This window comes from Candidatus Parakkermansia intestinigallinarum (assembly GCF_944389695.1).
Classification (GTDB): Bacteria; Verrucomicrobiota; Verrucomicrobiia; order Verrucomicrobiales; family Akkermansiaceae; genus Akkermansia; species Akkermansia intestinigallinarum.
The window spans coordinates 1-23,846 of sequence record NZ_CALXNG010000009.1; the positions used below are offsets into that span (position 1 = coordinate 1).

Below are 23,846 nucleotides of genomic sequence, written 5' to 3' on the forward strand. Positions count from 1 at the left end.
CGCCGCCTGCCGAGCCTGAGTCTGCGGTCGTCCCGCCGCCTCCTGCGGAGCCCGAGGCCGCGGTTGTCCCGCCGCCGCCTGCCGAGCCTGAGGCCGCGGTCGTCCCGACGCCGCCTGCCGAGCCTGAAGCTGCGGTCGTCCCGCCGCCGCCTGCGGAGCCCGAGGCCGCAGTCGTCCCGCCGCCTGCGCGATCCGTACGTCGCTTTATCCCCGCTGCCGTTATGACCCTTGCTGCTTTGGCTGCGTTTGGAGTGGCCGGAAAATTTCTGAAGGATGATGCGGCCCTTTCCCAAAAGGCGGAAGCTGCAGATCAGACGCTGAAGTCTGTCGAAAAGGCCATGGCCGAGCGCCGCGCCTTGGTGGAAGAGTACAGCCAACGTGAGGCCCGCATCGAGCAAATCAACCGAGAAATCGACGGCATCAATGAGCAAGGCCGGGAGTTGCGATCGGAAATCAACGTCCTGAGCAACTATGCGCGTGCCGGAGTGCTCGATAATCAGCTCAAGAATCTCACGGAGCGAAAGACGGTCCTCGGGGAGCGTCTGGCGGAGCTTGATCGGCTGCAAAGGCCTTTCCTGCCCCCCTCGGCCTTTTCCGAGGAGGAGTTGCAGCAGCGGGATGCGTCTCTTCGCGGCGTTGTGAATCTGTATCTGCGAGCCCGAGAAAAGGGATTCCTGCTCATTCAGAAGGGGCTTTTCGCGCCGTCCGTCATGCACAAGGAATCGAAGTTCAGGGACGTATCCGTCGGAGAGTTGTTCAGGTATCTGGAGGAGGAGTGGGTGAAGAATCCGCCGAGCGGTCTTCATTACGAGCTGTTGGAGCTTGCCTACAGCGGGAATAGAATCGAGCTGATCCTGCGCCGCAGTGCACACTCGACCTCTGATGGCCGGACAGTTCCCGTCGCTTATTGCAAGGAGAGATGGTGGCTGGACGAGAAGGGGAAGATTCGACGCTGGGATGAGGAGATTTCCGCCTCGGAGAAGCCTGCCGTCAGCTCGGGCTTCCGCTCGGTGAAACTCTCGGACAACTAACGGCATCACGACGATCATGAAGAAGATGAAGAAACACACCGGTGGCTTGTTGAGGCCCTGCAATGTGGTGGCTTTCGTGCTGCTGTTGGCGGGTCTCGCGGGGGTCGTGTTGAGTTTGATGATGAAGTCTTCCTCGGAGAAGGAGCTCGGGCAGGTCAAGACCTCGCTCCGAGTCGCGGCTTCCGAGAAGCTGGAGTATTTTCATCAAACAAGAAAAGCGGAGGTTTCATACCAAGCGTTGATCGAGTACGAAAACGAACGTCTGGAGGCGCTTTCCTCAGCTAAGATGCAACTCACCTATGCTCAGGATGCCAAGAACGTACTGACGGAAAATCCGCATGTCAGACGCTATCTTGCCGAGCGCGAACACCTCGAACAACTGCGTACGGAGCTTGAGCAGATGAACGAGGAGGTCGTTCGAAAAAACAAGGAGTATCAGCAGACGCTGGAGTCCGCCTACAAAGACTAAGCTATAGAGATGATGAGATCACGCATTTTTGAGTTTTGCCTTCTTGCAGCCTTTTGTGCACCGTCTGCTTCTTGGGCGGACATCCAAGGTCCGTCGCTTGAGCGAGGCGCCATTATCGAGATCGAGGGCGGTATGCCCTCGGCAAGAGAAGTGCGCCGATACAAGCATAAGCACGGCAAACTACCGGATCCTCAGACCTTGCGTCTCGAGGTTCGCGAGGTTCAAGCTCTTGACGGCTGTGAGTATTATCTGGACGGTTGCGGGTTGAAGCCCGTGACACTGGACGGCAGTCCCACTGTGTCTTACTTGGGGTATAGTGCCGCGGATTCCGGTGAAACTTCATTGATGTTCAATGTCGAGCGCCAAATAGACGGCAAGCCGGTGACGTATTGTCTTTGTTATCGTATCGTGAAGAGCGAGTCCGTGCTCCGGGGAACGGGGGTTCCTGCAGCGATCCGGATTGATAAACGCGAGGGTAACACGTATACCGGCCGCATCAACGGGGTGCTCTTTCATCCGGGGCAGGACGATGTGTTGATTTTCCAATGGAGTTCGGTTACCATCACGGTGCCTGCGCCCGGGGAGTCGTTGCCCTTGACGGAAGTCGAACCCGCGCCGACTCCCGATTCTTCGGCAGAGGGCTCGGGTGCACAGACACCGCTTGCTGCCGACGGCGGAGCCTCTCCGGACGGCACTCCGGCGAGCCAAGACGGAACGGAGACGTCGGCTCTCTCGGAAGAGCAGCTGCAGGGCATCGTGGCCAAGCGCCTTGCGATTATCGTGCAGAAGCCGGTGAACACGGCTTTGATTGAAGAGTTGTATGCCGAGCAAGTCTGCAGGCTGGCCTCAGGTGAGATTGCGCCGAGAGAGATCGTTGTGCAGAAGACGACGAAGGTCGTGGAACGATGGGATCGGAGGAGTGTAACCTTCCATGAGGCCGGCTATGCGGGATCTCATTTGGAGATGATTGTCCGGTATCATTTCTCCCGTGACGGCGGAAAAACGGATAACAGCTTCTGCAAGATTGTCTTGGAATTTGACGGCGACGGGAAGGTGTGTGCGATGTGCGAAACCTTTTCCGCTGAGAAGCCCGAGCTTTCTCAGGGACTGAAAGGGCTCGATTACAGAGGTGAAAAAACGGTCACCGCCCCTCATTAACGATGGATTTCTCACCGTATCACAACGAACACCCATGATGAAACGAAACCACACACACACAGTCGGAGTGATGTTGCTGGGGTCTTGCACTCTGGCGGCACTCACATCTTGCGAATCGGCATCCATATCTAGCTCGCAAGCTTCGATGGTCTCCAATTTGACCGAAGTCACGACGAGATCCTTTCTGCACACGTCCTCCGGGCCGACGAGAGATCTCATCGGTAAGGGGACTAACCTGCTGGTAGCCTCCCTGCTCAAGGCCACCATCGTGAAAGATCGCGATGCTTACGACAATCCCCGCGATTACGTGCGTGATAACAATACACAGCTTAGCAACCGTATCGGTGAGGTCCGCAGCCAGAAGAAGGCGGTGAGAAATTACATTGCTGATGCGAAGTCCGGCAAAGCAACCCCGACTAAGTCTGAGGTTAGGAAGCAGAGCGCTCGGATGAAGGAGAATATTGCCATCGTTGATCAGGATATCAAGACGGCCCGCTCCGCTGTTAAGGAGGCGACGCCGTCGGAGAAGAGGGAGCTCGAGAAGAAGATCAATGTTTTGTCTGCCGAGAAGGCTCAGATGCAGCAGCAGCAGGAGGATCTCGATTCTCTCGCCACGATTTGAGTTTTCCCCGTGCGTCGGGCAAAAGAGCAGGAGAGAGCCTGAAGGAGGCTCTCTCCTTTTGCTTGCCCGCGCAAGCCGGAATGGCGGGGCTGAAGGAGGCTTGCGGCACGTCCCCGCCCGGAAAGGAGGGAAGGCAGAGGCTCGCCTGAGCTCAGGGGTCTGCCCGTGAGACTTACTCGTCGTAGCGGCGGCGTTTGCCGAAGCGGTTGAGGTAAAAAGGCTCGCTGTTGTGCTCGCGCGGGGCTGCGCCGCGCCGGGGCGTGCGTTCGGCGCGCTTGGAGCTGCCGCGCTCGAAGTTGCGGCTGTAACCGCGCCCGGGGTAGGACGCTGCTCTGTGGCGCGGGGTGCTCGGCTCGCTGCTCTGAGGTCGCCCCTTGTCTTCGCGGACGTTGACTTCGTAGCCGCAGATGCGGCAGGTGCCGAGCTGTTCGAGCAGCTGAGGCGCCACCTCCGGCGCCACCTCGATGAGGGAATGCTTGAGGAAGATGCGGATATCCCCCACGCTGCCCTTCGGGGCACCGCCTTCGTTGTACATGAGCCCGGCGATGTCCTTGGGCTTGATGCCCAGAAGCTTGCCGCCGTTCATGAAGAGGATGACGGAGTTTTCGGGGCTGCTCCACCCGCGCCGGGCGTCTGCAGAGCCTTGGTCGCCGTCGCTTGCGGGTTTGGCCTCGAAGCGGCTGGGGCGATCTTCGGGGATTTCCTGCAGTTCGCGTTTGCCCTCGTCGGCGAGGAGGCTGAAGAGGGCGCTGATGAGCTGCTCGGGCTCCAGATCGATGTCGCGGAGTTCTTCGGGGTAGTCGCCGCTGTCGTGCGCGCGTTCGATGATGGCGTCGACGAGGGCTTCGCGCCGGGCCTGCTCGACCTGCTCGCTCGTCATGACCTTTTCGCGCTGCATCTTCATGCCCGTGAAGCGCTCGATGCGGCCGAGCAGGGAGAAGTCCCGCCGCCCGATGAAGGAGACGGCCTTGCCCTTGCGCCCGGCGCGCGCGGTGCGTCCGATGCGGTGGACGTAGTCTTCCGGGTCGCGCGGCAACTCAAAGTTGACGACGATGTCGACGTCGTCGATGTCGAGCCCGCGTGCCGCGATGTCCGTCGCGACGAGGACGCTGAGGTTGCCCTTGCGGAAGGAGTCCATGACGCGCTCGCGGAGGGTCTGGGGCATGTCTCCGTGCAGGCGGTCGACGGCGTAGCCGCGGGCGAGGAGGCCGTCGACGATGTCGTCGACGACGCGCTTCGTGTTGGCGAAGACGAGCCCGCGCTTCATGCGCCCCATCTCAATGAGGCGGCTGAGAACTTCGATGCGCGAGGAGAAGAGAACTTGGTAGACGCTCTGCTCGCAGGTCGGCACCGTGAGCACGGGGCGCTCGATGGCGATTTCCTGCGGGTCGTTGGCGATGCGGCCGATGAGGGCGCGGATGCCCGGCGACATGGTGGCGGAGAAGAAGAGGGTCTGGCGCTGCATCGGCAGTTGGCTGATGAGGCGTTCGATGTCTTCCTGAAAGCCCATGTCGAGCATTTCGTCGGCTTCGTCGAGGATGAGAACGCGGAGCTGTTCGGTGCTGAGTTCTCCCTGCTCCATGAGGTCGAGCAGGCGACCCGGTGTGCCGACGACGAATTGCACGCCCCGGCGCAGGGCGGAGAGCTGCGGGCCGAAGGAGGTGCCGCCGTAGATGGGAACGGCGCTGACGCCGTCGAGAAAGAGGGCCAGTTTCTCAACTTCTCGGCAGATCTGCACGGCCAGTTCGCGCGTGGGTGCGAGGCAGAGGGCTTGCACGGCGTGCAGTTGGGGGTCGATGCTCTCGAGCGCGGGAATGCTGAAGGCGAGGGTCTTGCCGGAGCCCGTGTGCGAGAGGCCGACGATGTCGGCACCTTCGAGGGCAGGCGGTATGGCGCGCTCTTGGATGGGGGAGGGAGTGTCGAACCCGAGTACCTCGATGGCTTCGAGGATTTCGGGGCAGATGCCGAGTTCTGAGAATGTCATATGCGCGGGGAAGGATGCCTGAACGCATCTCGATTGTAAAGTCTAAAGTGCCGTGGGGTGTTGATTTGTCGATGCCTTTTCCGTTCTGTCTCAAAAAGGTGTTGCTGCGTGCCGCCTTCGGCGCTATAATGGCGCGCGTGGAAGATCCGGATGACTTTAACCGCTTTAGCAGTTCGGACTGCGCGGGTGCCATTGTGATGATGGGAGCCGTGCCGACGGTGCTAGTTTACGTGTTCGGAGATCACGATGTGTTGCTTTCGGCCGGAATTATGGCGGCCTTTCTCGTGCTGGCCGCGGTGGTCTGGGTTCTCGCCGCCGTGACGCGCTGGCGCTTTATCCCCGTGCTGGTCAATTGGCTCGGCAACCTGCTGGCGATTCTCTACATTATTTTGTTTTTCCACATGTGGCCCTACTGAGCCCGCAGGTCGGCTCGCTCGGGCCGGGCGGTGGTGCAGGGGGGCGCGGGGCTGCGTCCGCTGCGGCGCGGGTCTTGCGCTGAGTCGTCCGCTGCGGCACGGGTCCTGCGCTGAGGTGCCCGCTTTGTTTGATTCCGGGGGCTGCCTCAAGATTAGAGTTGCATTGGCTGCGCTTCTGTGGTAAGAAGGGGATGAGATGGACAAAACGCTTTTCCAGAAAATTGCGGACAAGGAGATTCCCGCCGACATGGTGTACGAGGACGATCTCTGCGTCGCGTTCCGCGATATTACTCCGGTGGCTCCCACTCACATCCTGCTGGTGCCCCGCAAGCCGCTCAGGGATGTGGCTGCGGCCACGCCCGAAGACGCTGCTCTGCTGGCGCATCTCATGCTCAAGGTGGGCGAGATTGCCCGAGCCGAGGGGCTGACGGAGGGCGGCTTCCGCACGGTGATGAATACGGGAGCTGATGCGGGGCAGACGGTGCCGCACCTGCACATCCACATCATCGGCGGTCGCTCGATGCAGTGGCCCCCGGGTTGAGTAACTAGGCGCGCGCCTTGCGAGCTGCGCGCTGCTTTCCTCCCGACAACAAGATGAATGACATTCGGGCGGTGAGAGCCTCCCGCTGAGATGTGAGTACTGATTCGATCAACTGTATTCGGCACTATGAGTGGGTGAATGCCCGCACTCTGGAACTTGTCCTGCCGACCAATCGTCTGCGCCTCTATTTCATGGAGGAGGGGCTGGTGCGCTGTCGCTACGTCAGCGGTGCCGTGTTTGAAAATATCCCGAGCTACGGGGTCAGCCCCGAGTATCAGGAGAGCCCTGTGCCGCTGCAGGAGCGTGAATTGCCCGATTGCTACGAGCTGAGCACCCGGCGCCTCTTCCTGCGTATTCGCAAGGAGGATGCCGGGCTTGAGTTTGGCGAGCTTGCGTCCGGGCGCGTGGTTTGCGCTGATGCCGAGGGGATGGGGCATCGCCTTGTTGAACGCACGGGGGACGAGTGCGTCTGGGTGCTCAAGCATCTGCCCGAGAAGGCTCACTTTTTCGGCTTGGGTGACAAGCCCTGCGACCTGAATATGCGCGGCCGCCGCTTTGAGATGTGGGGGGCGGATCACTACAAGTTCAACCCCGACAGCGATCCGCTCTACAAGAGCATTCCGTTCTTCCTCTGCCTGAACGAGGGGTCTCAGTACGGCATTTTCTTCGACAACACGATGCGCTCGTATTTCGATTTCGGCAAGGAGCGCTACGATCGTCTGTTGTTCGGTGCCGACGGCGGTGTGGCTGACTATTATTTCATCATGGGTGAGTCGGCGCTGAACACCATCGAGATTTACACGCGCCTGACGGGCTTGCCGCCGATGCCGCCGCTCTGGGCGCTGGGCTACCATCAAAGCAAGTGGAGCTACTACACGGAGCAAGAGGTCAACGAGTTGGCGGCCGAGTTCCGCCGCCGCCGCATCCCCTGTGATGCCATTCATCTGGATATTCACCACATGAAGCAGTATCAGGCGCTGACGTGGAATCGCGAAGCTTTCCCGGATCCTCCCGGTATGATTCGCCGCCTCGGCTGCGAGGGCTTCAAGGTGGTGACGATTATTGACCCCGGCATCCTGATTAACCCCGATAATTACGTGTGGCGCAGCGGCTTTGAGCGCAATGTGTTCTGCCGCCGCCATGACGGTGCGCTGCTGGAGGGCAATGTCTGGCCGGGCAATTGCAATTTCCCGGATTTCACGTCGCCGGCGACGCGCTATTGGTGGGCTGATTTGTTCCGCCGCCAGATAGGCGAGTACGGGGTTCGCGGCGTCTGGACGGACATGAACGAGCCGGTAATCATGCCCGATCGCACCTTCCCCGACGATACGCGGCATGCCTTCGACGGCTATTCCTGCTCGCACCTCAAGGCTCACAACATCTACGGCCAGTGCATGGCTCGAGCCACGCGCATGGGAATGGAGCAGTACGCCCCGCATCGCCGCCCCTTCGTGCTGTCGCGCTCGGGATTTGCCGGCCTTCAGCGCTGGGCCGCGACCTGGACGGGCGATAACTATTCGGACTGGGTCAACCTCAAGATGGCCAACCACATGGTGCAGCGCCTCTCGACCAGCGGCGTATCGTTCTGCGGGGCGGATACGGGCGGTTTTCTCGGCAAGCCGACGCCCGAGCTCTTCTGCCGTTGGATGCAGATGGCGGCTTTTCACCTCTTTTTCCGCAACCACAACAACGGAGAGTTCGGCGGGCAGGAGCCCTGGTGCTTCGGCTCCGTGGTGGAGGAGGCGGTTCGCAAGGCCATCGAAGAGCGCTACCGCCTCTTGCCCTACTTTTACACGCTCTTTCACCGCTACGCCACGCACGGCACGCCTGCGATTCGCTCGCTGGCCGTCACGGATTTCGGCAACCCCGATACCTACTGGCGCAGCAGCGAATTTTTCCTCGGCGACGTGCTCTACGTGGTGCCGGTGCACCATCCGGGCGAGGGCAGGCGGCGCCTCTACATTCCCAAGGGTCGTTGGTATTCGCTCTGGACGGATGCGCCCTGCGGGCCGTCGGGCAGTGAGGAGTGGGTCGAGACGCCCGTCAGCCGCATCCCGGTCATGGTGCGCGGCGGCTTTGTGCTGCCGCGCTGGCCGGTGCAGCAGTATGCGGATGAGATGGAGTTGCCCCCCTGTTCTCTCGAGATCTGGTGGGCGCCGTGCGAGTCGCATCGCAGCGAGCTCTACGAGGATGCGGGCGACGGCGTCGGCTACCGCCTCGGCGATTACCTGCTGCATGTCTTTGACTATGAGGCCGGGGAAAACGGTTTTGCACTGCGCTGCACCCGGCGGGGCAAGCGCGACAACCCGCGCCGCGAGTACAGCCTGATGATTCACGCCCTGCCTGCGGGCGCGCAGCCGGTCGTGCGCACGGACGGCCGCAGGGCGGAGGGCGCCTTCCTCTCCCCCGGGCTGTATGTTGTGACGGTGCCGGCGAACTTCTCTCGCGTGGAGATCGACTTCTGACAGCTTGTGAACAAGGATACGCTCGATAAAATCATTTCGCGGCTCGATCGCCTCAGCTCCGCTGAGCTGCGGCAGCTCTTCCTGCGCCTCGCCGGCGATCGCGGGCTGCTGCGCGACGTCTTCGATGCCCTGCGCGACGGTTTGATTCTCTTCGATGCCGAGGGCAAGGCGCGCTACGCCAACAAGATGGCGGAGCACATTTACAATCGGCCGCTGCGCGAGCTGCTCAGCGAGCCTTTCGAGCGGCTCAACGGCGGCACCTGTCGCTGGGAGGACCTGCGAAACAGCGGCGTGGTGATTACGCGCGATTTGAAGGTCAATTACCCCGAGCCACGGCATTACAATTTGCTGATGTGCCCGGTGTCTCAGGGCAGCGAGTACCTGCTGCTCATTCACGATGATACGGAGCTGCTGGCGCGCCGCGAGGCCAGCGCTGAGGCCGAGCAGCTCAACCTGCTGACCTTTCTCTCGAGCGCCGTCGCGCACGAAATCGGCAACCCTCTCAACTCGCTCGGCCTCAACTTGCAACTCATGCAGCGCAAGCTCGCGCACCAACCCGAGGGCTGCCGCGAGAAGCTTGCACCGCTGCTGGAGTCCGCTCTCGCGGAGACGCGGCGGCTCGATACGATTCTGCGCCAGTTTTTGCAATCCATGCGCCCCGGTCGCCTGCAGCGCGAGCCGGTGAAGCTCAACGAGCTGCTGGCGCGCGTGCTCGAGGTCCTCACGCCCGAGATTGCACCGCGCGGCATCGCCGTGCAAGAATCCTACTGCGAGGATTTGCCCGTGATTCAAGCGGATCCGAATCGGCTCTTTCAGGTGTTTTACAACCTGATTCGCAACGCCTATCAGTCCATTCCCGGGCCGGACGGCAGCATCTTTGTGCTCACCGGCTACAATGATGCGGACGTCCACGTCTGCATTACCGACACCGGGTCCGGCATTTCCCCCGAGGTGATGGGCAGCATGTACGAGCCCTTCCGCACGACGAAGAAGAAGGGCAATGGACTGGGGCTGCTCATCGTGCGCCACATCGTGCGCGAGCACGGCGGCTCGCTCGGCATTTCGTCTCGGGAGGGGCAGGGCAGCTCCGTCACCGTGACGCTGCCCCGGGCCGACCGCGTGGTGCGCCTGCTGCCTCAGTGAGGTCTCGCTCTTGTGAGGGGCGGGTGCCGCCTATTTATCTTGACGTCTGAGTGCAGCGGTGGTAGAGTTATGCCATGAGTACGAAGTTCAGTTGGGAGCTTGCCCCAACGGACGGGTCTGTTGACTTTGGCGACGAGCTCAACCGGCAGCTGCCATTGCTGGTGCGAAAGCTTCTGGCCCAAAGGGGCATATCCGGTCGGGAGAATGCGGAGCGCTTCCTCAAGCCCAAGTTGGCTGATTTAGGAGACCCTTTTGAGCTCAGGGAGATGGATGCCGCCGTGGCTCGCATCTTCCGGGCAGTGGATCACGGCGAGCACGTGTGCATCTACGGCGATTACGATGTGGATGGCGTCAGTTCCGTCACTCTGCTGCACGCGGTGCTGACGGCTTTCGGCCTGTGCGTCGACTGCTTCATCCCCGTGCGCACGCGCGAGGGCTACGGCCTGAGCCCCGAGGGAATCCGCAACGCCATCGCGCAGTGCGGAGAGAAGCCCTCGCTGCTCATCACGGTTGATTGCGGCACGTCGTCGGTGGATGAAGTGCGGGCTCTGCAGGATTCGGGCACGGACGTCATCATTCTCGACCACCACGAGCCGAGCCCTCTGGGGCGCCCCCCCGCCGTGGCCGTCGTGAACGCCAAGCTCGAAGAGGACAGCCCGCTGACGTACCTGTGCAGCGCGGGCGTGGTGTTCAAGCTGGCCCATGCCCTGCTCAAACGGCGCCGCCTGCCGGACTTTGACCTGCGCCACTACCTCGACATCGTGGCCATTGCCACGGTGGCGGATATCGTGCCGCTCGTTTCCGAAAACCGCCTGCTGACGCGCCACGGGCTGCGGCTCATGAGCAGCGGCGGCAACATCGGTCTGCAGGCGCTCAATCAGGTCACGGGGCTCAACCGACGCCCGAATGCGAGCCACATCTCCTTTCGCATCGGCCCGCGGCTGAATGCGGCCGGGCGCATGGATTCTCCGCGCGACGCTCTCGAGCTGCTCATGACGGACGACCCCGAGCGCGCCCGCCAACTGGCCATGCACCTCGAGCAGCACAACCGCGCCCGCCAGACGGAAGAGGAGCGCATTCGCCACGAGGCCATGCAGATGATCGAGCAGAACAGCAGCATGAAGAATGACCACGTCATTGTGCTCGGCTCGCGCAGCTGGCACCCCGGCGTCGTGGGCATCGTCGCCTCCCTGCTCATGCGGCGCTTCCACAAGCCCGCCTTCATCATCTCGCTTGACGAGAACGGCATCGGCAAGGGCTCCGGCCGCTCCATACCGGGCGTGTCACTCGTGCAGGCCATTCGCCGCTGCTCGGCTGATCTCATCTCCGGCGGCGGGCACGACATGGCTGCCGGCATCGTGATTCGCGAGGACCAGATCGACGCCTTCCGACGCTCGTTCAACCGCTTCGTCGACGAGACTACGTCGGCCGATCAGCTCAAGCCCGTGCTCCACATCGACGCCGAGGTGTCCTTTGCCGACCTGACTCTCGATCTTCTCGACAGCTACGAGCTGCTGGAGCCCTTCGGCAACTCCAACCCTCAGCCCTTCTTCATGGCCCGCAACGTCAGACTCACCGAGGCACCGCGCCACCTGCAGGGCAATCACCTGCGCCTCTGCCTCCGGCAGGGAAATTGCGAATGTGACGCCATGTACTTCAACGCCGGACGTCTGCAACTGCCCGACCCGCCCTGGGATATCGTCTTTACCATTGATCGCAACACCTGGCGGGGGCGCACCTCGCTCTCCATGTCGATTCAGGATTTGCGCCCCGCGGAAAAGAGCTGAGACCCTGATATGCGCCGCAGCCCGCTCAGACACCCCGAACTCAGAGGGATGGTGCCCGGGGCTCGCCCGACTGCGGGGGGGCCGGGCGAGCCGCGCCGTGCCCGCCCCGAGCACGGGGACTGGCGAGTCGAGACGAATATCAGCCCGGCTGATGCCGAGCATATGAGCGCCCCCGGCCTGCTCTCCCGCGCGCAGCTGCGAACGTCATACCTCGACGAAGGCTCGCTGCCCCTGACGGCAGAGAGCGCAAGAGAGCTCATCAACCCCGTTCGCGGCATGGCTCGCGCTTGGCGTCTTCTGCTCTCCCTCGTCGTGCTGCTGCCCCTCTCCGTCGTGGCGGTCTTCGCGCTCATGATTCAGATTTATCACGCGCGCCCGGTCGTGGAGCTGGCGTCCTTCTGGCTCTCGGTGCCGGTGTGGCATACGCTGCTGGGGGGCTTCGTGCTGCTGGTCTGCCTCCTGCGGCGGGAACTGCGCGCGGTATTGCTCTTCCTCTACGTGGTGGGGCACGAGCTGACGCATGCCGTGGCGGCTCTGCTCTGCCTCGGCAAGGTGCGGCGCTTTCGCGTCGGGCTCGACGGCGGCTTCATCGAGACGAACAAAGCCAACTTTTTCATCGCGCTCTCGCCCTACTTCGTGCCGATCTGGATGCTGCTCTGGCTGTTGATTTTCTGGCTGATCAACGAATTCCATCCCAGCGACGAGGTGCAAATTTGCCTCTATACCGGCTTTGGCTTCTGGTGCTGCTTTCACATCTACTGGACGCTCTGGGTGATTCCGCGCGAGCAGCCGGACATGATTGAAAACGGCGTCCTCTTCTCATCGCTGCTGATCTTTCTGCTCAACATGGGGATGCTCATTGCCGTGCTCGCCTTCTTCGGCATCATCACGGCGGAAGGCTATTGCAGCGACTTTCTGTACGCGGCCCGCCGCATGATGCACACCTTTGCCGACGTCGGAGAACTCTTGCGGCGCTCCTTGTAATGCTGTCAGAGTTTCCCCTTGTCCGCCCCGAGTGACCGTGGTATCCTGAGCGGCCGCTTTTCGGGTCAAGAACCCCGAGCGTCTATGAGTCATGAGCAGAAAAGTCGTTCTTGTCGTTGCCTTTGCCCTTTTGATCCTGATGGGTTTGAGCGTCTTCTGGGACATGTTGCCGATGAGCTCCCCGCAGGATGACGCCGCCCTGCAGCAGGAGCTCGCCGCGCGCGAATCTCAAAAGCGCTTGGATCAGGCCGTGCAAAAGGCCAAAGGCATCCGCGAGGACGAGCTGTTTGACTTTTACTCCCTCATGGCGGGGTACAAGGTCGGCGAGGCTTTGCACAGGACGTACAAAGGGCTTCGCCCCGAACATCTCGATGAGCCCGTGTTGCTTCAGGGGCTCCGCGAGGCCTTCGCCGATACCGAACCCTTCGGCTGGGAGCTCTTCGGTTCGCCGGAGGCGAATGCCGCCGAGCTCGCATGGGTTCGCAGCAAGGGAGGCGAGCTCCGCGCCCTCCCGAAAGATCTGCCGGCTCAGGACAAAGCCCTCGTGGAGCAGGTGATGCGGATGGCGGAGCAGATGAACCCCGAACAAGCCGCGCGCGAAGCTCACACCAATCTCGGCCGCTTAATCTGGTTGCACTCCTTCTCCCTCCTGCCGCAGGCGAGCATCAAGGACCTGCGCGAGCCCGCCCTGCTCGAAGGCCTGCGCCTCGGCCTGTCGGGGAAAAGCCCGGAAATCGACGCCCTGACGCTCCAAGCCTACGGAATTGCGACGACCTGGGCAATCGATGCGAGGACGCGCGCCATGGCCGAGAAAAACAAGACGGAGGGAGAAGCCTACCTGCGCCGACACGCCGCTGAGCCCGGCGTGGTGACGACGGCCAGCGGCCTGCAGTACCGCGTGCTTCAGCCCGGCGGTTCGGAGCGCTACGACGCCGAGCGCCACGGGGCGAACCCCACCTGCACGATCAGTTACGAAGGGCGCCGCGTCGACGGCAGCTGCTTTGACCGCACGTCGGAGCAAAGCCCGGTTTCCTTCCCGATCAACGGCGTGGTGCCCGGCTTCAGTGAAGCTCTCAAGCTGATGCCCGTGGGCGCGGAGTGGGAGGTGGCGTTGCCTGCGTCTCTGGCCTACGGCGACAGGGCTCCGGCGCTCATCGGTCCGAATGCCGTGTTGATTTTCCGCATCCGACTGCACGAACTGCTGCCTTCCGAACAGCTGAAGATGGAGTCGCCGTCCACCGCCCCGCAAAGCGCAGCGGAGACGCAAGCTCCGGCCCCGCAGAGCTCGGAGGGCGCTGCTCGCCCGAACTGAAGGGAACTCTCGCCGGGCGGCTCTTCTTGCGTTTCGCCGTCCTGCGCCGTTCCCTCCCTCCGCCCGAAGCTCGCGGCACCCGACGCGGGAGCCCGCCGAGAGGGACGAAGAGCGAGGACGGAGTTTAGCCTTGAAAAGTATGCAATTTCTGCCATAATCACCGCGCAACATGTTGAATCAGGAAGTCATCACGGAGGCTGAAGTCGCGGCCATCCAGATACCGGCCGGCAATGCCGTCATCCTGCCGGAGGGCTCGCGCATCTACATCACGCAGATGCTCGGCAACACCATCACCGCTGCTTCGGACCTCGGGCTCGTGCGCATCACGCGTCAGGAGGCTGCGCGCGCCGGCATCATTCCGCCTGAAGAATCCGCCGAGTGCTCCGATGAAAATCTGACGCTCGAAGAGCGCGTCTGGAAAGCGCTCGGCAACATTTACGACCCGGAGATTCCCGTCGATATCGTGAACCTCGGACTCGTCTACGGCGTCGAAGTCATCCCCCAGCAGGACGGCGGCAGCCACGTCAACGTGCAGATGACGCTGACGGCTCCCGGCTGCGGCATGGGGCCGCACCTCATGGCCGAGGCCGAGATGAACATCGCCGCCCTCGACGGGGTGAAGTCCGTCGATGTCGAGTTCGTGTGGGATCCCCCCTGGAATCAGGACATGATGAGCGAAGAGGCCCGCATGGAACTGGGCCTCATCTGATTGACAACATCAGTCTTCATGACGCATCACAGGCTTTATGAGCAAGGTAACGCTGGAGTTGACTGAGGGTGAGATGAGGGATCTGGCCGAGATGAGCGCCGTGGTGCTCGCCCTGCTCGGTCAGGTGATGCAGGATATGCCCGCCGCGCGATCCAACGCGTGGCAGCGCCTCTGTGTCGAGCTGCTCAAGGCAGCGCGCGGCATCCCCTCCATCGCCTCGGATATGGAGATGAACCCCGAGTGCGGCTACTGGTACTTCCGCCGCCCCTACGTCGAAGAGGCCTACTTCTCCGACCTGCTCGATGAGTACCGAGACTCCGTCTTTTGGGAGGAGCTCGTGCTGCGCGTCGCCCAGCAGAGCCTCGAAGAAACGATGGGGCGCGAGGCCGTCGAGGCCATGAGCGAGGATGAGCGCCGACGCCGCAGCTCATCCATGGAGAAGGCGCTGTGGAATGAAGTGACGCGCCACGGCATTGATCGCATGCTGTTTATGCTGCCCGACAACGATGCCTGAGCATCGCCTCCGCCCGCTTTCCTCGGTTCGCTTCTCCGTTCGGTGCGGCTCCTTCGATGAGCCCGCTTAGGTGAGCTCTTCTTCGATGAGCCCTCTTTCGATGAGAATGCCCTGCTCCTCGCGGTGAAGAGCAGGGCGTCTTGCGTTAAGCAACAGGGCCTTTTGTGACCGTGCCGCGCTTGCGACGGGCGGCAGCGGCAGTTGCTGCGGCTAGCAGCTCAGCATCTCATCGACCGTGATGAACGAGGTGCAGGCCTCCGGCCGATCGCAGGCGAAAAGAGCGCAGGGATGGCAGGGCAGGTGCCGGAAGAGAGGCTTCATCGTCGAGTCCGGGCGATACACGCGCACCGCCGAGCGGCTGGCCATGATCACGCTGCCCGGCACGCCTATCATCGACGCCGTTTGCGCGATGAGCCCGTCAACCGCGTAGAGACGGTCGGCGGGCGACAGCAGGTCAGGAAGTTCGCTCAGCGAAGCCGTGCGGCATGCGATGCCGAGGCTCTCGGCCATGGCCTGCGCTTCGCTCTCCTGCTCCGGCAGAGCAAGCAGCGTTGCGGGAGTGCTGAGCCGCGCGACCAGCTCCGCCCACCGCTCCTCCGGCCAGCGATCGGCCGAGCCGAGAGAAGACAGAGGCGCGATGTAACAGACCGACGGATGCTGCGCGGCGCGTGAGGCAAGAGGCGCAAAGAGACGCTCGCGATCGAGCGTCAGCTCGTGTCTCTTCTCGAGCAGGCGCAGATAATCCTCAGCCTCCGGCTGCGGCGGCCCCCAAGGAAGCCGCGAGAAGTGAGCCCGGAACCTGCGCGAGAGCTTGTTTTCCGTAAAGCCGCTGATGTAGAGCGGGAAGTGGCGCTTCAAACTGCGGAAGACCCGGGCGTTTTCGCTCAGCATGAAGAGGTAGTCGTAGGGGCCGTCGCGGTAATATTCATCCGCCTCCAGCTGTTCGCCGGCCGAGACCTTTTCATCGCTTGTCACCGCAATGTCGACGCAGTCGCTCTGCGCTGCCCAGAAGTCCCTTTGAGCAAGCGGGCAAATGACGGTGATTTGTGCGTCGAGCCGCGAGACTTTCAGCGCCCGAAGCATCGGCAGCGTGTGCAGAGCCTCCTCCGCCCTCTCGGGCAGGCAGACAATGATGCGGAAGGGGAACCTGACGTTGGCTCTCGCCACATCGGCCACCTCGGGCGGCTGCTGAGGAGCAAACACGTTCGTCCCTTTCCAGCGGTGGTGCATCCAGAAACCGTCGAGGATGTTTTCCTTTTGGCAAGCCTCGAGCGCCTTGTTGATCTCCATCGTGATGGCGGCATCGCTCTCGCAGCCCTCCGGCAGCTTGATCTCGCGGTCGAGAACCGCCTGCCAGCGGCCGAGCGCGATGTTGCGCGTATACACGGCGATGAGCTTCCCCTTGCCCTTGCAGCGTCGATAGAGCAGAGCCGGAAGAGGGGTAACACCCGTGATTTTGCCGAAGTAGGGCAGAAAGAGCCCCTCTTGAGTGAACTGGTCGCTGAGCACGCCGAGCAAGCCCCCGTTGCGAGCCAGCTTGAGAACGGCGCGCAAACCGTCCTCCTTGCTGAACATCTCACAGCCGTAGCCCGTCCGCGCATCATAGACCATCTTCTCCAGCAGGGGATTGTTGAGGCGCCGATACATCGAGCCGAAGTGCTCCACGCGGGTGAAGTGAGGGCGGATGCGCGCCAGAATCTCCCAGTTGCCGGCGTGAGGAATGCACGAGATGACCGTGTGGCCGTCCATGCCCGACTCCTCGAAGAAATCCGCACCCTCCATCGTGATGGAGCGCTCGAACTCGCGATCGTTCATCAAGCCCGTTTTGATCGAGCAGGCCAGATTCATGCTCGTGCGCACCATGTTGGCACGCACCATGCGACGGAGGCGCGCCCCTCGGAGCAGAGGGTCGTGTACGATGCGCAGATTGCGGGCAACAATGCGTCGCCGCGACGGCGCGCATAGCCAGACAAGGTAGCCGATGCCGCGCCCCAGAACGGCAATGAAACGAACATTTGCCAACTTCATCAGCCCGCAAAGGGCGCGGCAACTCCACGCACCGATGCGGTTTGAGAGCGTCGGCTTAGCCGATGCGTCTTCGCTCATGCGTCTTAGTTGAGCGTGTAAGTTCGGCTGATGTAGAAGGGCTTGCGGGTGTAGGGATCCCACACCTTAGAGCCCGGAGCCACCCCGGTGTAGTCCAGCGGGTAATTGGGATAATACGGCGATATCACAATATCGCTCCAGCTTGTCGACACACCGTAGGGAAGCCCGTCGGGAGCATAACCGACCGACTTGCCGCGCAAAGCGCTCGACGGCGGCAGATCCGAGGCGTTGACTTTCAGCCAGACCGCCTTGGGATTCGGCTTGCCGTTAACCTCCGTAATGACATGCGGCGGACGATCTCCCGGATAGTCGCTGCGGACAATGGCGTTTTTAACGGCTTGGAAGAAACATGAGCTGAGAGCCAGAGAGCTCAGCAGCATGATGGAGACGGGAATGAGTTTCTTTTTCATCGTGTTGATTCAATGGAAGCGGTTGACGGAGAGGTCGGCGGCACCAGCGTCACGCGACCCTCGCTGAAGACGGGCAGGTAGTCGTGCTCGCGGACGGCATCGACGATGTCGGGGTAGCAGTCCACCATGGATTCGAGAGCGTAGCAGAGCAGCTGCACGCAGCGCTCCGGCACATCGGCTGAGCCGATCTGCCCGCCGCGCGGCAGCGATTCGGTCAGCGCGTTACCACCGTTGAAGTGAGCCTTGAGCACGGGCACCCCGTGTTCAATCTCGCGCGTGAAGCTGAGGTCGACGCTCGACGTTTGCTTCAGAGCCGCGCTCAGCGAGCGCTCGACCACCACCTCGGCATACCCCTCGTGAAAGACAACGGCCACACCCTCGGCGTGCGCCAGAATGGAGAAGATGCCCGACTGGCGCGCGCGGCAGGTTCGCGCGATGTAGCGGTTGACGTCGGCATCGCTGAAGGAAATCTCCTGACCGTCGGCCTCCTGCACAAGGCGGCGGATATCGGGGCCGGGAACGCCGTCGCGGTAGCCCGGCACCGTGCTCAGATCACGCGGCGTCCACAGCATGAAGAAGGCGTAGTAGAGCAGAAAGGTAAAGCTCAGAAAGAGCAGGAGAGCCAGGGCTGAAAACAGATTGAAGCGCATCCACATGCTGCCGAGCAGCCCGCGCTTGGGGCGCAGTCGCGCCTCGGCTTCCGCCTCCTCATCATCGGGGTGCGGAAACATGGAGTCTCGCAGCACCTCATCGCCGGGGGCGTGGCGGCGGAACGCAAGCAGACCGTCGAGCAGGGAGCGCAGCATGCCCGGCCGATTGCGTTTTCTGTTTTCGGTGTTCGCCATGAAAGCCGACGGATGATACCGCCGTGCTCATTATAATACATTTGAGCCGCGATGAAAGAAAAAAGTATTCCGCTGTGCCGTACCGCATCGCAGGGCGCGAAGCAACGATACGGTACGACGACAGCTTACTCGGCTTGCAGGGGCTTGGGCTGCGAGGCGTCGAGGCGCAGGAAGATTTGCTCGTGGCGGGGAGCCGCCTGTTGTCCGGCCTCAGGCAGGCGGATGAGGTAGAGCCCGAGGTCGAGAACCTCCGCGCCGCGGCAGACCTCTTGGTTGAGCAGGTGCACCACAAGCCGCAGGCGCCCACCCTCATCCGCCGCCTCCAAATCCGTCGACAGTTCGCGGATGCGGCCTCCCTCGGACTGCCAATGGAGCGTGCAGACGGCGCGGCTTTCGTTAAATCTCAGCTGTGAGGAGCCGTCGTGCGAGGGCAGGGAAGCGTCAATGCCCTCAAGCTGCTCGCGGTAGAGCGCAAAGTCTGCCGCCAGACTTTGCGCGCCCATCGCGGTGCGGCGCAGGCCGGAAGAGGCGCTCGGCGCTGCCGGGGGGGCAGGAGCCGCTGCCGGAGGGGCGGGAGCCGCTTGTTCGGCCGGAGCCTCCGAGGCGGTCGGTTCTGACGGATGAACCCGCTCACTCGCCAACTTGGCGGCTCCTGCTCTCGTCCGTCGGGATCTGCCGACGGCGTTGTCTGCGCCGAGTGCGGGCTCTTGGAGAGCCGTCGATTCCGGAGACGGCTGTGCCGAGTCGCTGCGCTGCGCGTTCGGGACGGCGGCTTGCGTGTTGTTCGTGTCAGCGTCCGAGCCTGTGCCGCGGGGGGTGTCGGCTGATGCCGAGCTGTCGACGGGGGCGCCGGAAGCTCCCTTGTCGATGAAGCCCGTCTCACTCTCGGTGCGTCCGGCGGCGGTGCCGACAAACGGAACGGGGCAGGGCGCGACGGTATCGGTCGCCTCGGTCGCCTCGGTTGCATCGGCCGTCTTGGTCGTCTTGGCCGCCTTGGTCGTCTTGGCGGTCTTGGCCGTCTGCGCGGTGGCGATGCTTTGCTCCGGCAGCTCCGCCGACGGATGAGGCGTTGTGGCCGTGAGAGCCGCGGCGGTCGGCGCGGGGCTTGCCTGAGGAGCGTTCTCCTTTGCCCGGGCGAGCGGCGATGTTTCAGGCGCTTGCAACAGCATGTAGGCTTGGAGTCCGGCCAACACAAGAGCCAGCGCCAGTAGCGCCCATGACAGTCGAGTGATAAGGTGGCGTGACATAAAAAGCGGAGGGAAAGGTGAGGAAAAACTCAGAGCGGAAGAATGTCGAGGTGCAGTTTCGGCTGCGGCGCAGCACCCGTCCTTGCCCGCATGGTCATGGTTCTCGGCGCGGCGGGGAGCGCAGCACGGGGGGAGGGCGAAGCGCTGTCGGCCGGCTCTGCCTGCATGGCCAAGTCCTGCGGCGCGGCGGAACGTGCAGCGCGGGGGGAGGGCGAAACGACGTCGGTCACTTCTGCCTGCATGGCCGGGGCCTGCGGCGCGGCGGAACGTGCAGCGCGGGGGGAGGGCGAAGCGCCGTCGGCCGGCTCTGCCTGCATGGCCGGGGCCTGCGGCGCGGCGGGAAGTGCAGCGCGGGGGGAGGGCGAAGCGCCGTCGGCCGGCTCTGCCTGCATGGCCGGGGCCTGCGGCGCGGCGGAACGTGCAGCGCGGGAGAAGGGCGAAACGCCGTCGGTCACTTCTGCCTGCATGGCTAGGGCTTGCGGCGCGGCGGAGCGCGAGGCGGCGAAAGGCTGAATCATTTGGCCCTGCTGCATCCCGGCGTCCGTATCCGCATCGCAGAGCAGAGCGGCGGGCGCTGCATGGATCGCCGGCTGAGCCTTCGCGGTGAGGTGTGCGAGTCGGTCGACCTGCTCGGGGGCGGATTCTTGCGTCAGCTCGGCAACCAGCGAGTTGGTGCTGCGGAATCCGAAGGCGAGACTGACCACCAGAATGATGACGGCAGCGGCACAGCGCCTCAGCGCACGCAGACTGTCGCTGAGCCACATGCGCTCCTCCTCGCGACGCATGCTCTGTGTCAGGCGGTCGAAGAGTCCGTCGAGCCGTCGTGCGTCGGGCGGTGTCGCCGGACGCACGGCAGCTTGAAGCGCGCGGGCAAAGGCGCGCTCGTCAGCGTTGAGCCTGTTGAAGTTCTCATTCATGGTCGGAATCGAAAAGTTCTTTGAGTCGCCGGATGGCGCAGGCGAAGCGGGCATAGACCGTCTTGCGTGACACGCCGAGAGCTTCGCCGATTTCGGCGAAAGACATCCCGCCCCAGATGCGCATGGTGATGACGTTTTCTTGTGACGGCGGCAGCAGCTCCGGGAGCTTCGCGCGCAGACCGACGGCATCGAGAGACTCAGGGGCGAAACTCTCGCCGACCGGTTCGGGCGTTTCATCCGTCACCGGCGCCTGAATCGGTCGCCGCCGTCTCTGAGCATCGTACCAGTCGTAGGCCTTGTTGCGAAGAGCCGTGCAGCAGTAGGCCTGCAGCTCGTCGCCTCCCGGCATCGGCACGCCTCGCGCGGCCGAGCGGAAGAGCGCAAGCAGGGTCGACTGCAGCAGGTCCTCCGGGCTCTCGGGGTAATAGCTCGCCGCCACGCGTTGCAGAAGCGCCAGCCTCGGGCGCAACCACTCGCCCCACTCCCGGGAGGTCGTGGGCGCAGGCTGCCGTGACGCAGGGCTGTTCTGCAACGGGGGCGTCATCTGTCCATTGAAACGGCTCCGAAGTTCATTTGTCTGATCGGAACCCTAAAATAATCGAAAAAAACCGCACCTTCGTGTGTTGCGAAGGTGCGGATGCAGGGAGGAGTCATGCGGGCAGGGGGGCTCAGCGCCCTGCCTGCCCGCGGCACAACATCAGTAGTGGCCGCCGCGAGGACCGTTGAACCACTTCCACGCGGTCTCCACAATCTTGTGGGCGTCCTGATACTTCGGCACCCAGCCGAGCACCTCGGCCGCCTTGCGGGCATCGGCAATCAGGCGGGGCGGGTCGCCTTCGCGGCGCTCGCCGTAGGTCACCGGAGCCTTCTTGCCCGTCACCTTTTCGGCGGCATCGATGATCTCCTTGACGGAGAGACCCTTGCCCGTACCGAGGTTGAACCAGTTGGTCTCGCCGCCCTTCATCAGGTAGTCGAGAGCGCGCAGGTGGGCGTCGGCCAGATCGTCCACGTGGATGTAGTCTCGGATGCAGGTGCCGTCGGGCGTGTCGTAGTCCGTACCGAACACCGTGATGCCCGGGCGCTCGCCCTTGATGGCCTGAAGAATCACCGGGATGAGGTGCGACTCGGGGTCGTGATCTTCGCCGATGAGACCGTCTTCGGAAGAGCCCGAGGCGTTGAAGTAGCGCAGGAAGACGCTCTTGAGGCCGTAGGCGCGGTCGCAGTCCTTGCAGACCTTCTCCAGCATGAACTTGGAACCGCCGTAGGGGTTGATCGGATCCTGCTTCTCCGTCTCGGGAATCGGCACCTGAGTCGGCTCACCGTAGGTGGCGCAGGTGGACGAGAAGACGAAGCGCTTGGTGCCGGCGAGCATCATGGCACGCAGCAGCACGAGGGGCTTGGCAATGTTGTTCTCGTAATACTTCAGGGGATCCTGAACGGACTCGCCGACTTGGATGAAGGCGGCAAAGTGCACCACCGCATCGAACTTGCCGTTGATGAGGAGGGGGTAGACAATGGCGGGATCGCCCAGATCGCCCTTCACGAGCTTCACCTCCGGGTCCACGATGGCGGCAGGATGGCCGTAGACCATGCTGTCGAGAACCGTCACATCGGCGCCGCTCTTCACGAGCTGGCGCACCGTGTGAGAACCAATATAGCCGGCTCCGCCGGTAACGAGTACTTTCATGATTCTGATTTGAATGAGTGTGAGAGATGGGAAAAAGATCGACCTGCCCCGTGCCGCAGGTCAGAGCATCGAGGTGAGCAGGGCTTCCAGCTTGCGGATATCGGCGGAGAAGCGGCGAATGCCTTCGGCCGTTTTTTCCGTCGCCATGGCGTCTTCGTTGAAGAGGAAGCGGAAGCTCTTTTCATCGGCCGGAAGGCGCTCGATGTCCGAAGCTTTGGCGGCTTCCGGCGAGAGAGCGGGAGCCACCGGCTCATCGCTTGCCGCCAGCTCGGCCAGCAGATTCGGGGAAATCGTCAGCAGATCGCAGCCCGCCAGCGCCAGCACCTCGCCCTTGTTGCGGAACGAGGCACCCATGATCTGCACCGGGTAACCGAACTTCTTGTAATAGTTGTAGATGGTGCGAACGGACTGCACGCCGGGGTCGGTCTCCGCCGTGTACTCCAAGCCCGTCGAGGCTCGGTACCAGTCCAGAATGCGACCGACGAAGGGGGAAATCAGCCGGACGCCGGCCTCGGCACAGGCGACGGCCTGAATGGTGCTGAAGAGCAGCGTCAGGTTGCAGTGAATGCCCTCTTGCTCGAGCACGCGCGCCGCCTGGATGCCCTCCCAAGTCGAGGCGATCTTGATGAGCACGCGCTCGCGCCCGATGCCGGCCTCTTCGTAAAGAGCCATGAGCTCGCGCGCCTTCTTCACCGTCCCGTCCGTATCGAACGAGAGCCGCGCGTCGACTTCGCTGGAGACGCGACCCGGCACGCGCTTGAGAATCTCGAGCCCGAAAGCGACAATCACCTTGTTCATCATCGCGTCGGTCAGCTCCGCTCCGCGCAGCTTCGAGCTGCGGAACGGTGCCAGAGCGGCCTCCAAAATCGGGCGGTATTCGGGCTTCGCCGCTGCGGCGAGAATCAGCGAGGGATTCGTTGTGGCGTCCTGCGGGGTAAACTCCTCCATCTGGCGGAAATCGCCGGTATCGGCCACCACGGTTGTGTACTGCTTGAGTTGAGCGAGCTGGGTCGGCATATCGTGAAGAAACGGCTTCGGTGAGACCATCCTAGCAGCCGAAGTCCGAAAGTGCAAGAAAGGAATGCCCGCCTCCGTCAAAAAATCGGAAAAAACAAGAGACGTGAGAAATCTTGCTTGACATTGGCTCGGCTGCGAACTACAATTCCCTCCGCGCTGCGACGGTAACGCAGCCAGATACGATTATGAAGGCAGACCTGCATCCCAAGTACAATCCTGTTGTGTTCGTGGACATCACCACGGGCCGCCGCTTCATCACGCGTTCCACCGTCACCTCCGCCAAGACTGAGGTCATTGACGGCGTTGAGCACTTCGTCGTCTCCTGCGGTATCACCTCCGATTCGCACCCCTTCTTCACGGGTAAGAATCAGTTTGTCGACACCGAGGGCCGCATCGACAAGTTCCAGAAGCGCTTCGGTTCCGTGCGTCGCGCCAAGAAGCCGTCCCTTTCCTAATCTCCCTGCGGCGGGTTTGCCCGCTGC

At 62.7% G+C, this 23,846-nt stretch carries 23 protein-coding genes; 14 read left to right on the forward strand and 9 right to left on the reverse strand.

All coding sequences use genetic code 11. The features are described 5' to 3' along the window. The first annotated feature begins 221 nt into the window (after nucleotides 1-221). The 4 genes from AC6UAL_RS03890 to AC6UAL_RS03905 all read left to right on the forward strand — a co-directional run bounded on the left by AC6UAL_RS03890 (nucleotide 222) and on the right by AC6UAL_RS03905 (nucleotide 3,280). The gene (locus tag AC6UAL_RS03890; protein ID WP_500682056.1) at nucleotides 222-1,031 is read left to right on the forward strand and encodes a hypothetical protein; all 810 of its coding nucleotides are present in this window, start codon (nucleotides 222-224) and stop codon (nucleotides 1,029-1,031) included. 16 nt (nucleotides 1,032-1,047) lie between these two features. Then, a complete protein-coding gene (locus AC6UAL_RS03895; protein ID WP_500682057.1) occupies nucleotides 1,048-1,500 on the forward strand; it encodes a hypothetical protein in 453 nt (150 codons plus the stop codon). A 9-nt stretch (nucleotides 1,501-1,509) separates the two neighbouring features. Next, nucleotides 1,510-2,658 (forward strand): hypothetical protein, encoded by a 1,149-nt coding sequence (locus tag AC6UAL_RS03900; protein ID WP_500682058.1) that lies wholly within the window; start codon nucleotides 1,510-1,512, stop codon nucleotides 2,656-2,658. A 145-nt stretch (nucleotides 2,659-2,803) separates the two neighbouring features. After that, on the forward strand, nucleotides 2,804-3,280 hold the full coding sequence (locus tag AC6UAL_RS03905; RefSeq protein WP_500682059.1) for a hypothetical protein: 477 nt from the start codon (nucleotides 2,804-2,806) through the stop codon (nucleotides 3,278-3,280). Between the two features lie 172 nt (nucleotides 3,281-3,452). Here the strand turns inward: AC6UAL_RS03905 and AC6UAL_RS03910 are convergent, their stop codons facing one another. Further along, nucleotides 3,453-5,264 carry a DEAD/DEAH box helicase gene (locus tag AC6UAL_RS03910; protein ID WP_500682060.1) on the reverse strand — a complete coding sequence of 604 codons (1,812 nt, stop codon included), beginning with the start codon at nucleotides 5,262-5,264 and terminating at the stop codon, nucleotides 3,453-3,455. A gap of 137 nt (nucleotides 5,265-5,401) precedes the next feature. Here AC6UAL_RS03910 and AC6UAL_RS03915 point away from each other — a divergent pair, with 137 nt between their 5' ends. The 9 genes from AC6UAL_RS03915 to AC6UAL_RS03955 all read left to right on the forward strand — a co-directional run bounded on the left by AC6UAL_RS03915 (nucleotide 5,402) and on the right by AC6UAL_RS03955 (nucleotide 15,135). Then, a complete protein-coding gene (locus AC6UAL_RS03915) occupies nucleotides 5,402-5,680 on the forward strand; it encodes a hypothetical protein (protein WP_500682061.1) in 279 nt (92 codons plus the stop codon). Nucleotides 5,681-5,876: 196 nt separating this feature from the next. Further along, a complete protein-coding gene (locus AC6UAL_RS03920; RefSeq protein WP_500682062.1) occupies nucleotides 5,877-6,221 on the forward strand; it encodes a histidine triad nucleotide-binding protein in 345 nt (114 codons plus the stop codon). 92 nt (nucleotides 6,222-6,313) lie between these two features. Further along, on the forward strand, nucleotides 6,314-8,686 hold the full coding sequence (locus AC6UAL_RS03925) for a glycoside hydrolase family 31 protein (RefSeq protein WP_500682063.1): 2,373 nt from the start codon (nucleotides 6,314-6,316) through the stop codon (nucleotides 8,684-8,686). Between the two features lie 6 nt (nucleotides 8,687-8,692). Continuing rightward, a complete protein-coding gene (locus AC6UAL_RS03930; RefSeq protein WP_500682064.1) occupies nucleotides 8,693-9,829 on the forward strand; it encodes a two-component system sensor histidine kinase NtrB in 1,137 nt (378 codons plus the stop codon). A gap of 74 nt (nucleotides 9,830-9,903) precedes the next feature. Then, entirely contained in the window at nucleotides 9,904-11,616 is a 1,713-nt protein-coding gene (gene recJ / locus AC6UAL_RS03935) for a single-stranded-DNA-specific exonuclease RecJ (protein ID WP_500682065.1), read from the forward strand. A 9-nt stretch (nucleotides 11,617-11,625) separates the two neighbouring features. Continuing rightward, nucleotides 11,626-12,600: a hypothetical protein gene (locus AC6UAL_RS03940; protein ID WP_500682066.1), complete on the forward strand. Its 975-nt coding sequence runs from the start codon at nucleotides 11,626-11,628 to the stop codon at nucleotides 12,598-12,600. Between the two features lie 139 nt (nucleotides 12,601-12,739). Further along, nucleotides 12,740-13,912, forward strand: a complete 1,173-nt coding sequence (locus AC6UAL_RS03945) for an FKBP-type peptidyl-prolyl cis-trans isomerase N-terminal domain-containing protein (protein ID WP_500682067.1) — start codon at nucleotides 12,740-12,742, stop codon at nucleotides 13,910-13,912. A 169-nt stretch (nucleotides 13,913-14,081) separates the two neighbouring features. Then, the gene (locus AC6UAL_RS03950) at nucleotides 14,082-14,621 is read left to right on the forward strand and encodes an iron-sulfur cluster assembly protein (RefSeq protein WP_500682068.1); all 540 of its coding nucleotides are present in this window, start codon (nucleotides 14,082-14,084) and stop codon (nucleotides 14,619-14,621) included. Nucleotides 14,622-14,658: 37 nt separating this feature from the next. Beyond that, on the forward strand, nucleotides 14,659-15,135 hold the full coding sequence (locus tag AC6UAL_RS03955; RefSeq protein WP_500682069.1) for a hypothetical protein: 477 nt from the start codon (nucleotides 14,659-14,661) through the stop codon (nucleotides 15,133-15,135). Between the two features lie 210 nt (nucleotides 15,136-15,345). Here the strand turns inward: AC6UAL_RS03955 and AC6UAL_RS03960 are convergent, their stop codons facing one another. The 8 genes from AC6UAL_RS03960 to tal all read right to left on the reverse strand — a co-directional run bounded on the left by AC6UAL_RS03960 (nucleotide 15,346) and on the right by tal (nucleotide 23,364). Further along, nucleotides 15,346-17,241 (reverse strand): LpxL/LpxP family acyltransferase, encoded by a 1,896-nt coding sequence (locus AC6UAL_RS03960; protein WP_500682070.1) that lies wholly within the window; start codon nucleotides 17,239-17,241, stop codon nucleotides 15,346-15,348. A 5-nt stretch (nucleotides 17,242-17,246) separates the two neighbouring features. Further along, complete coding sequence (locus AC6UAL_RS03965; protein ID WP_500682071.1) at nucleotides 17,247-17,651, reverse strand: hypothetical protein; 405 nt, start codon at nucleotides 17,649-17,651, stop codon at nucleotides 17,247-17,249. Continuing rightward, complete coding sequence (locus AC6UAL_RS03970) at nucleotides 17,648-18,496, reverse strand: hypothetical protein (protein WP_500682072.1); 849 nt, start codon at nucleotides 18,494-18,496, stop codon at nucleotides 17,648-17,650. Before AC6UAL_RS03970 ends, AC6UAL_RS03965 begins: the two co-directional genes overlap by 4 nt. 125 nt (nucleotides 18,497-18,621) lie before the next feature. After that, nucleotides 18,622-19,743 carry a hypothetical protein gene (locus AC6UAL_RS03975; RefSeq protein WP_500682073.1) on the reverse strand — a complete coding sequence of 374 codons (1,122 nt, stop codon included), beginning with the start codon at nucleotides 19,741-19,743 and terminating at the stop codon, nucleotides 18,622-18,624. Nucleotides 19,744-19,772: 29 nt separating this feature from the next. Next, nucleotides 19,773-20,660 (reverse strand): hypothetical protein, encoded by an 888-nt coding sequence (locus AC6UAL_RS03980; protein ID WP_500682074.1) that lies wholly within the window; start codon nucleotides 20,658-20,660, stop codon nucleotides 19,773-19,775. Further along, nucleotides 20,653-21,204: an RNA polymerase sigma factor gene (locus AC6UAL_RS03985; RefSeq protein WP_500682075.1), complete on the reverse strand. Its 552-nt coding sequence runs from the start codon at nucleotides 21,202-21,204 to the stop codon at nucleotides 20,653-20,655. Before AC6UAL_RS03985 ends, AC6UAL_RS03980 begins: the two co-directional genes overlap by 8 nt. A gap of 153 nt (nucleotides 21,205-21,357) precedes the next feature. Further along, nucleotides 21,358-22,347: a UDP-glucose 4-epimerase GalE gene (galE, locus tag AC6UAL_RS03990; RefSeq protein ID WP_500682076.1), complete on the reverse strand. Its 990-nt coding sequence runs from the start codon at nucleotides 22,345-22,347 to the stop codon at nucleotides 21,358-21,360. Between the two features lie 60 nt (nucleotides 22,348-22,407). Continuing rightward, nucleotides 22,408-23,364 (reverse strand): transaldolase, encoded by a 957-nt coding sequence (gene tal / locus AC6UAL_RS03995; RefSeq protein WP_500682077.1) that lies wholly within the window; start codon nucleotides 23,362-23,364, stop codon nucleotides 22,408-22,410. A 185-nt stretch (nucleotides 23,365-23,549) separates the two neighbouring features. Here tal and AC6UAL_RS04000 point away from each other — a divergent pair, with 185 nt between their 5' ends. Next, complete coding sequence (locus AC6UAL_RS04000) at nucleotides 23,550-23,819, forward strand: type B 50S ribosomal protein L31 (RefSeq protein ID WP_500682078.1); 270 nt, start codon at nucleotides 23,550-23,552, stop codon at nucleotides 23,817-23,819. Nucleotides 23,820-23,846: the final 27 nt, after the last annotated feature.

What these genes read in the sequence shown, in the direction of transcription:
- AC6UAL_RS03900 (WP_500682058.1), top strand. Translation starts at nt 1,510, where the DNA reads ATGATGAGATCACGCATTTTTGAGTTTTGCCTTCTTGCAGCCTTTTGT.
- galE (WP_500682076.1), bottom strand. Translation starts at nt 22,347, where the DNA reads ATGAAAGTACTCGTTACCGGCGGAGCCGGCTATATTGGTTCTCACACG.
- AC6UAL_RS04000 (WP_500682078.1), top strand. Translation starts at nt 23,550, where the DNA reads ATGAAGGCAGACCTGCATCCCAAGTACAATCCTGTTGTGTTCGTGGAC.
- AC6UAL_RS03965 (WP_500682071.1), bottom strand. Translation starts at nt 17,651, where the DNA reads ATGAAAAAGAAACTCATTCCCGTCTCCATCATGCTGCTGAGCTCTCTG.
- AC6UAL_RS03890 (WP_500682056.1), top strand. Translation starts at nt 222, where the DNA reads ATGACCCTTGCTGCTTTGGCTGCGTTTGGAGTGGCCGGAAAATTTCTG.
- AC6UAL_RS03950 (WP_500682068.1), top strand. Translation starts at nt 14,082, where the DNA reads ATGTTGAATCAGGAAGTCATCACGGAGGCTGAAGTCGCGGCCATCCAG.
- AC6UAL_RS03945 (WP_500682067.1), top strand. Translation starts at nt 12,740, where the DNA reads ATGGGTTTGAGCGTCTTCTGGGACATGTTGCCGATGAGCTCCCCGCAG.
- AC6UAL_RS03985 (WP_500682075.1), bottom strand. Translation starts at nt 21,204, where the DNA reads ATGACGCCCCCGTTGCAGAACAGCCCTGCGTCACGGCAGCCTGCGCCC.
- AC6UAL_RS03895 (WP_500682057.1), top strand. Translation starts at nt 1,048, where the DNA reads ATGAAGAAGATGAAGAAACACACCGGTGGCTTGTTGAGGCCCTGCAAT.
- AC6UAL_RS03970 (WP_500682072.1), bottom strand. Translation starts at nt 18,496, where the DNA reads ATGGCGAACACCGAAAACAGAAAACGCAATCGGCCGGGCATGCTGCGC.
- AC6UAL_RS03905 (WP_500682059.1), top strand. Translation starts at nt 2,804, where the DNA reads ATGGTCTCCAATTTGACCGAAGTCACGACGAGATCCTTTCTGCACACG.
- AC6UAL_RS03910 (WP_500682060.1), bottom strand. Translation starts at nt 5,264, where the DNA reads ATGACATTCTCAGAACTCGGCATCTGCCCCGAAATCCTCGAAGCCATC.
- AC6UAL_RS03980 (WP_500682074.1), bottom strand. Translation starts at nt 20,660, where the DNA reads ATGAATGAGAACTTCAACAGGCTCAACGCTGACGAGCGCGCCTTTGCC.
- AC6UAL_RS03920 (WP_500682062.1), top strand. Translation starts at nt 5,877, where the DNA reads ATGGACAAAACGCTTTTCCAGAAAATTGCGGACAAGGAGATTCCCGCC.
- recJ (WP_500682065.1), top strand. Translation starts at nt 9,904, where the DNA reads ATGAGTACGAAGTTCAGTTGGGAGCTTGCCCCAACGGACGGGTCTGTT.
- AC6UAL_RS03975 (WP_500682073.1), bottom strand. Translation starts at nt 19,743, where the DNA reads ATGTCACGCCACCTTATCACTCGACTGTCATGGGCGCTACTGGCGCTG.
- AC6UAL_RS03940 (WP_500682066.1), top strand. Translation starts at nt 11,626, where the DNA reads ATGCGCCGCAGCCCGCTCAGACACCCCGAACTCAGAGGGATGGTGCCC.
- tal (WP_500682077.1), bottom strand. Translation starts at nt 23,364, where the DNA reads ATGCCGACCCAGCTCGCTCAACTCAAGCAGTACACAACCGTGGTGGCC.
- AC6UAL_RS03955 (WP_500682069.1), top strand. Translation starts at nt 14,659, where the DNA reads ATGAGCAAGGTAACGCTGGAGTTGACTGAGGGTGAGATGAGGGATCTG.
- AC6UAL_RS03960 (WP_500682070.1), bottom strand. Translation starts at nt 17,241, where the DNA reads ATGAGCGAAGACGCATCGGCTAAGCCGACGCTCTCAAACCGCATCGGT.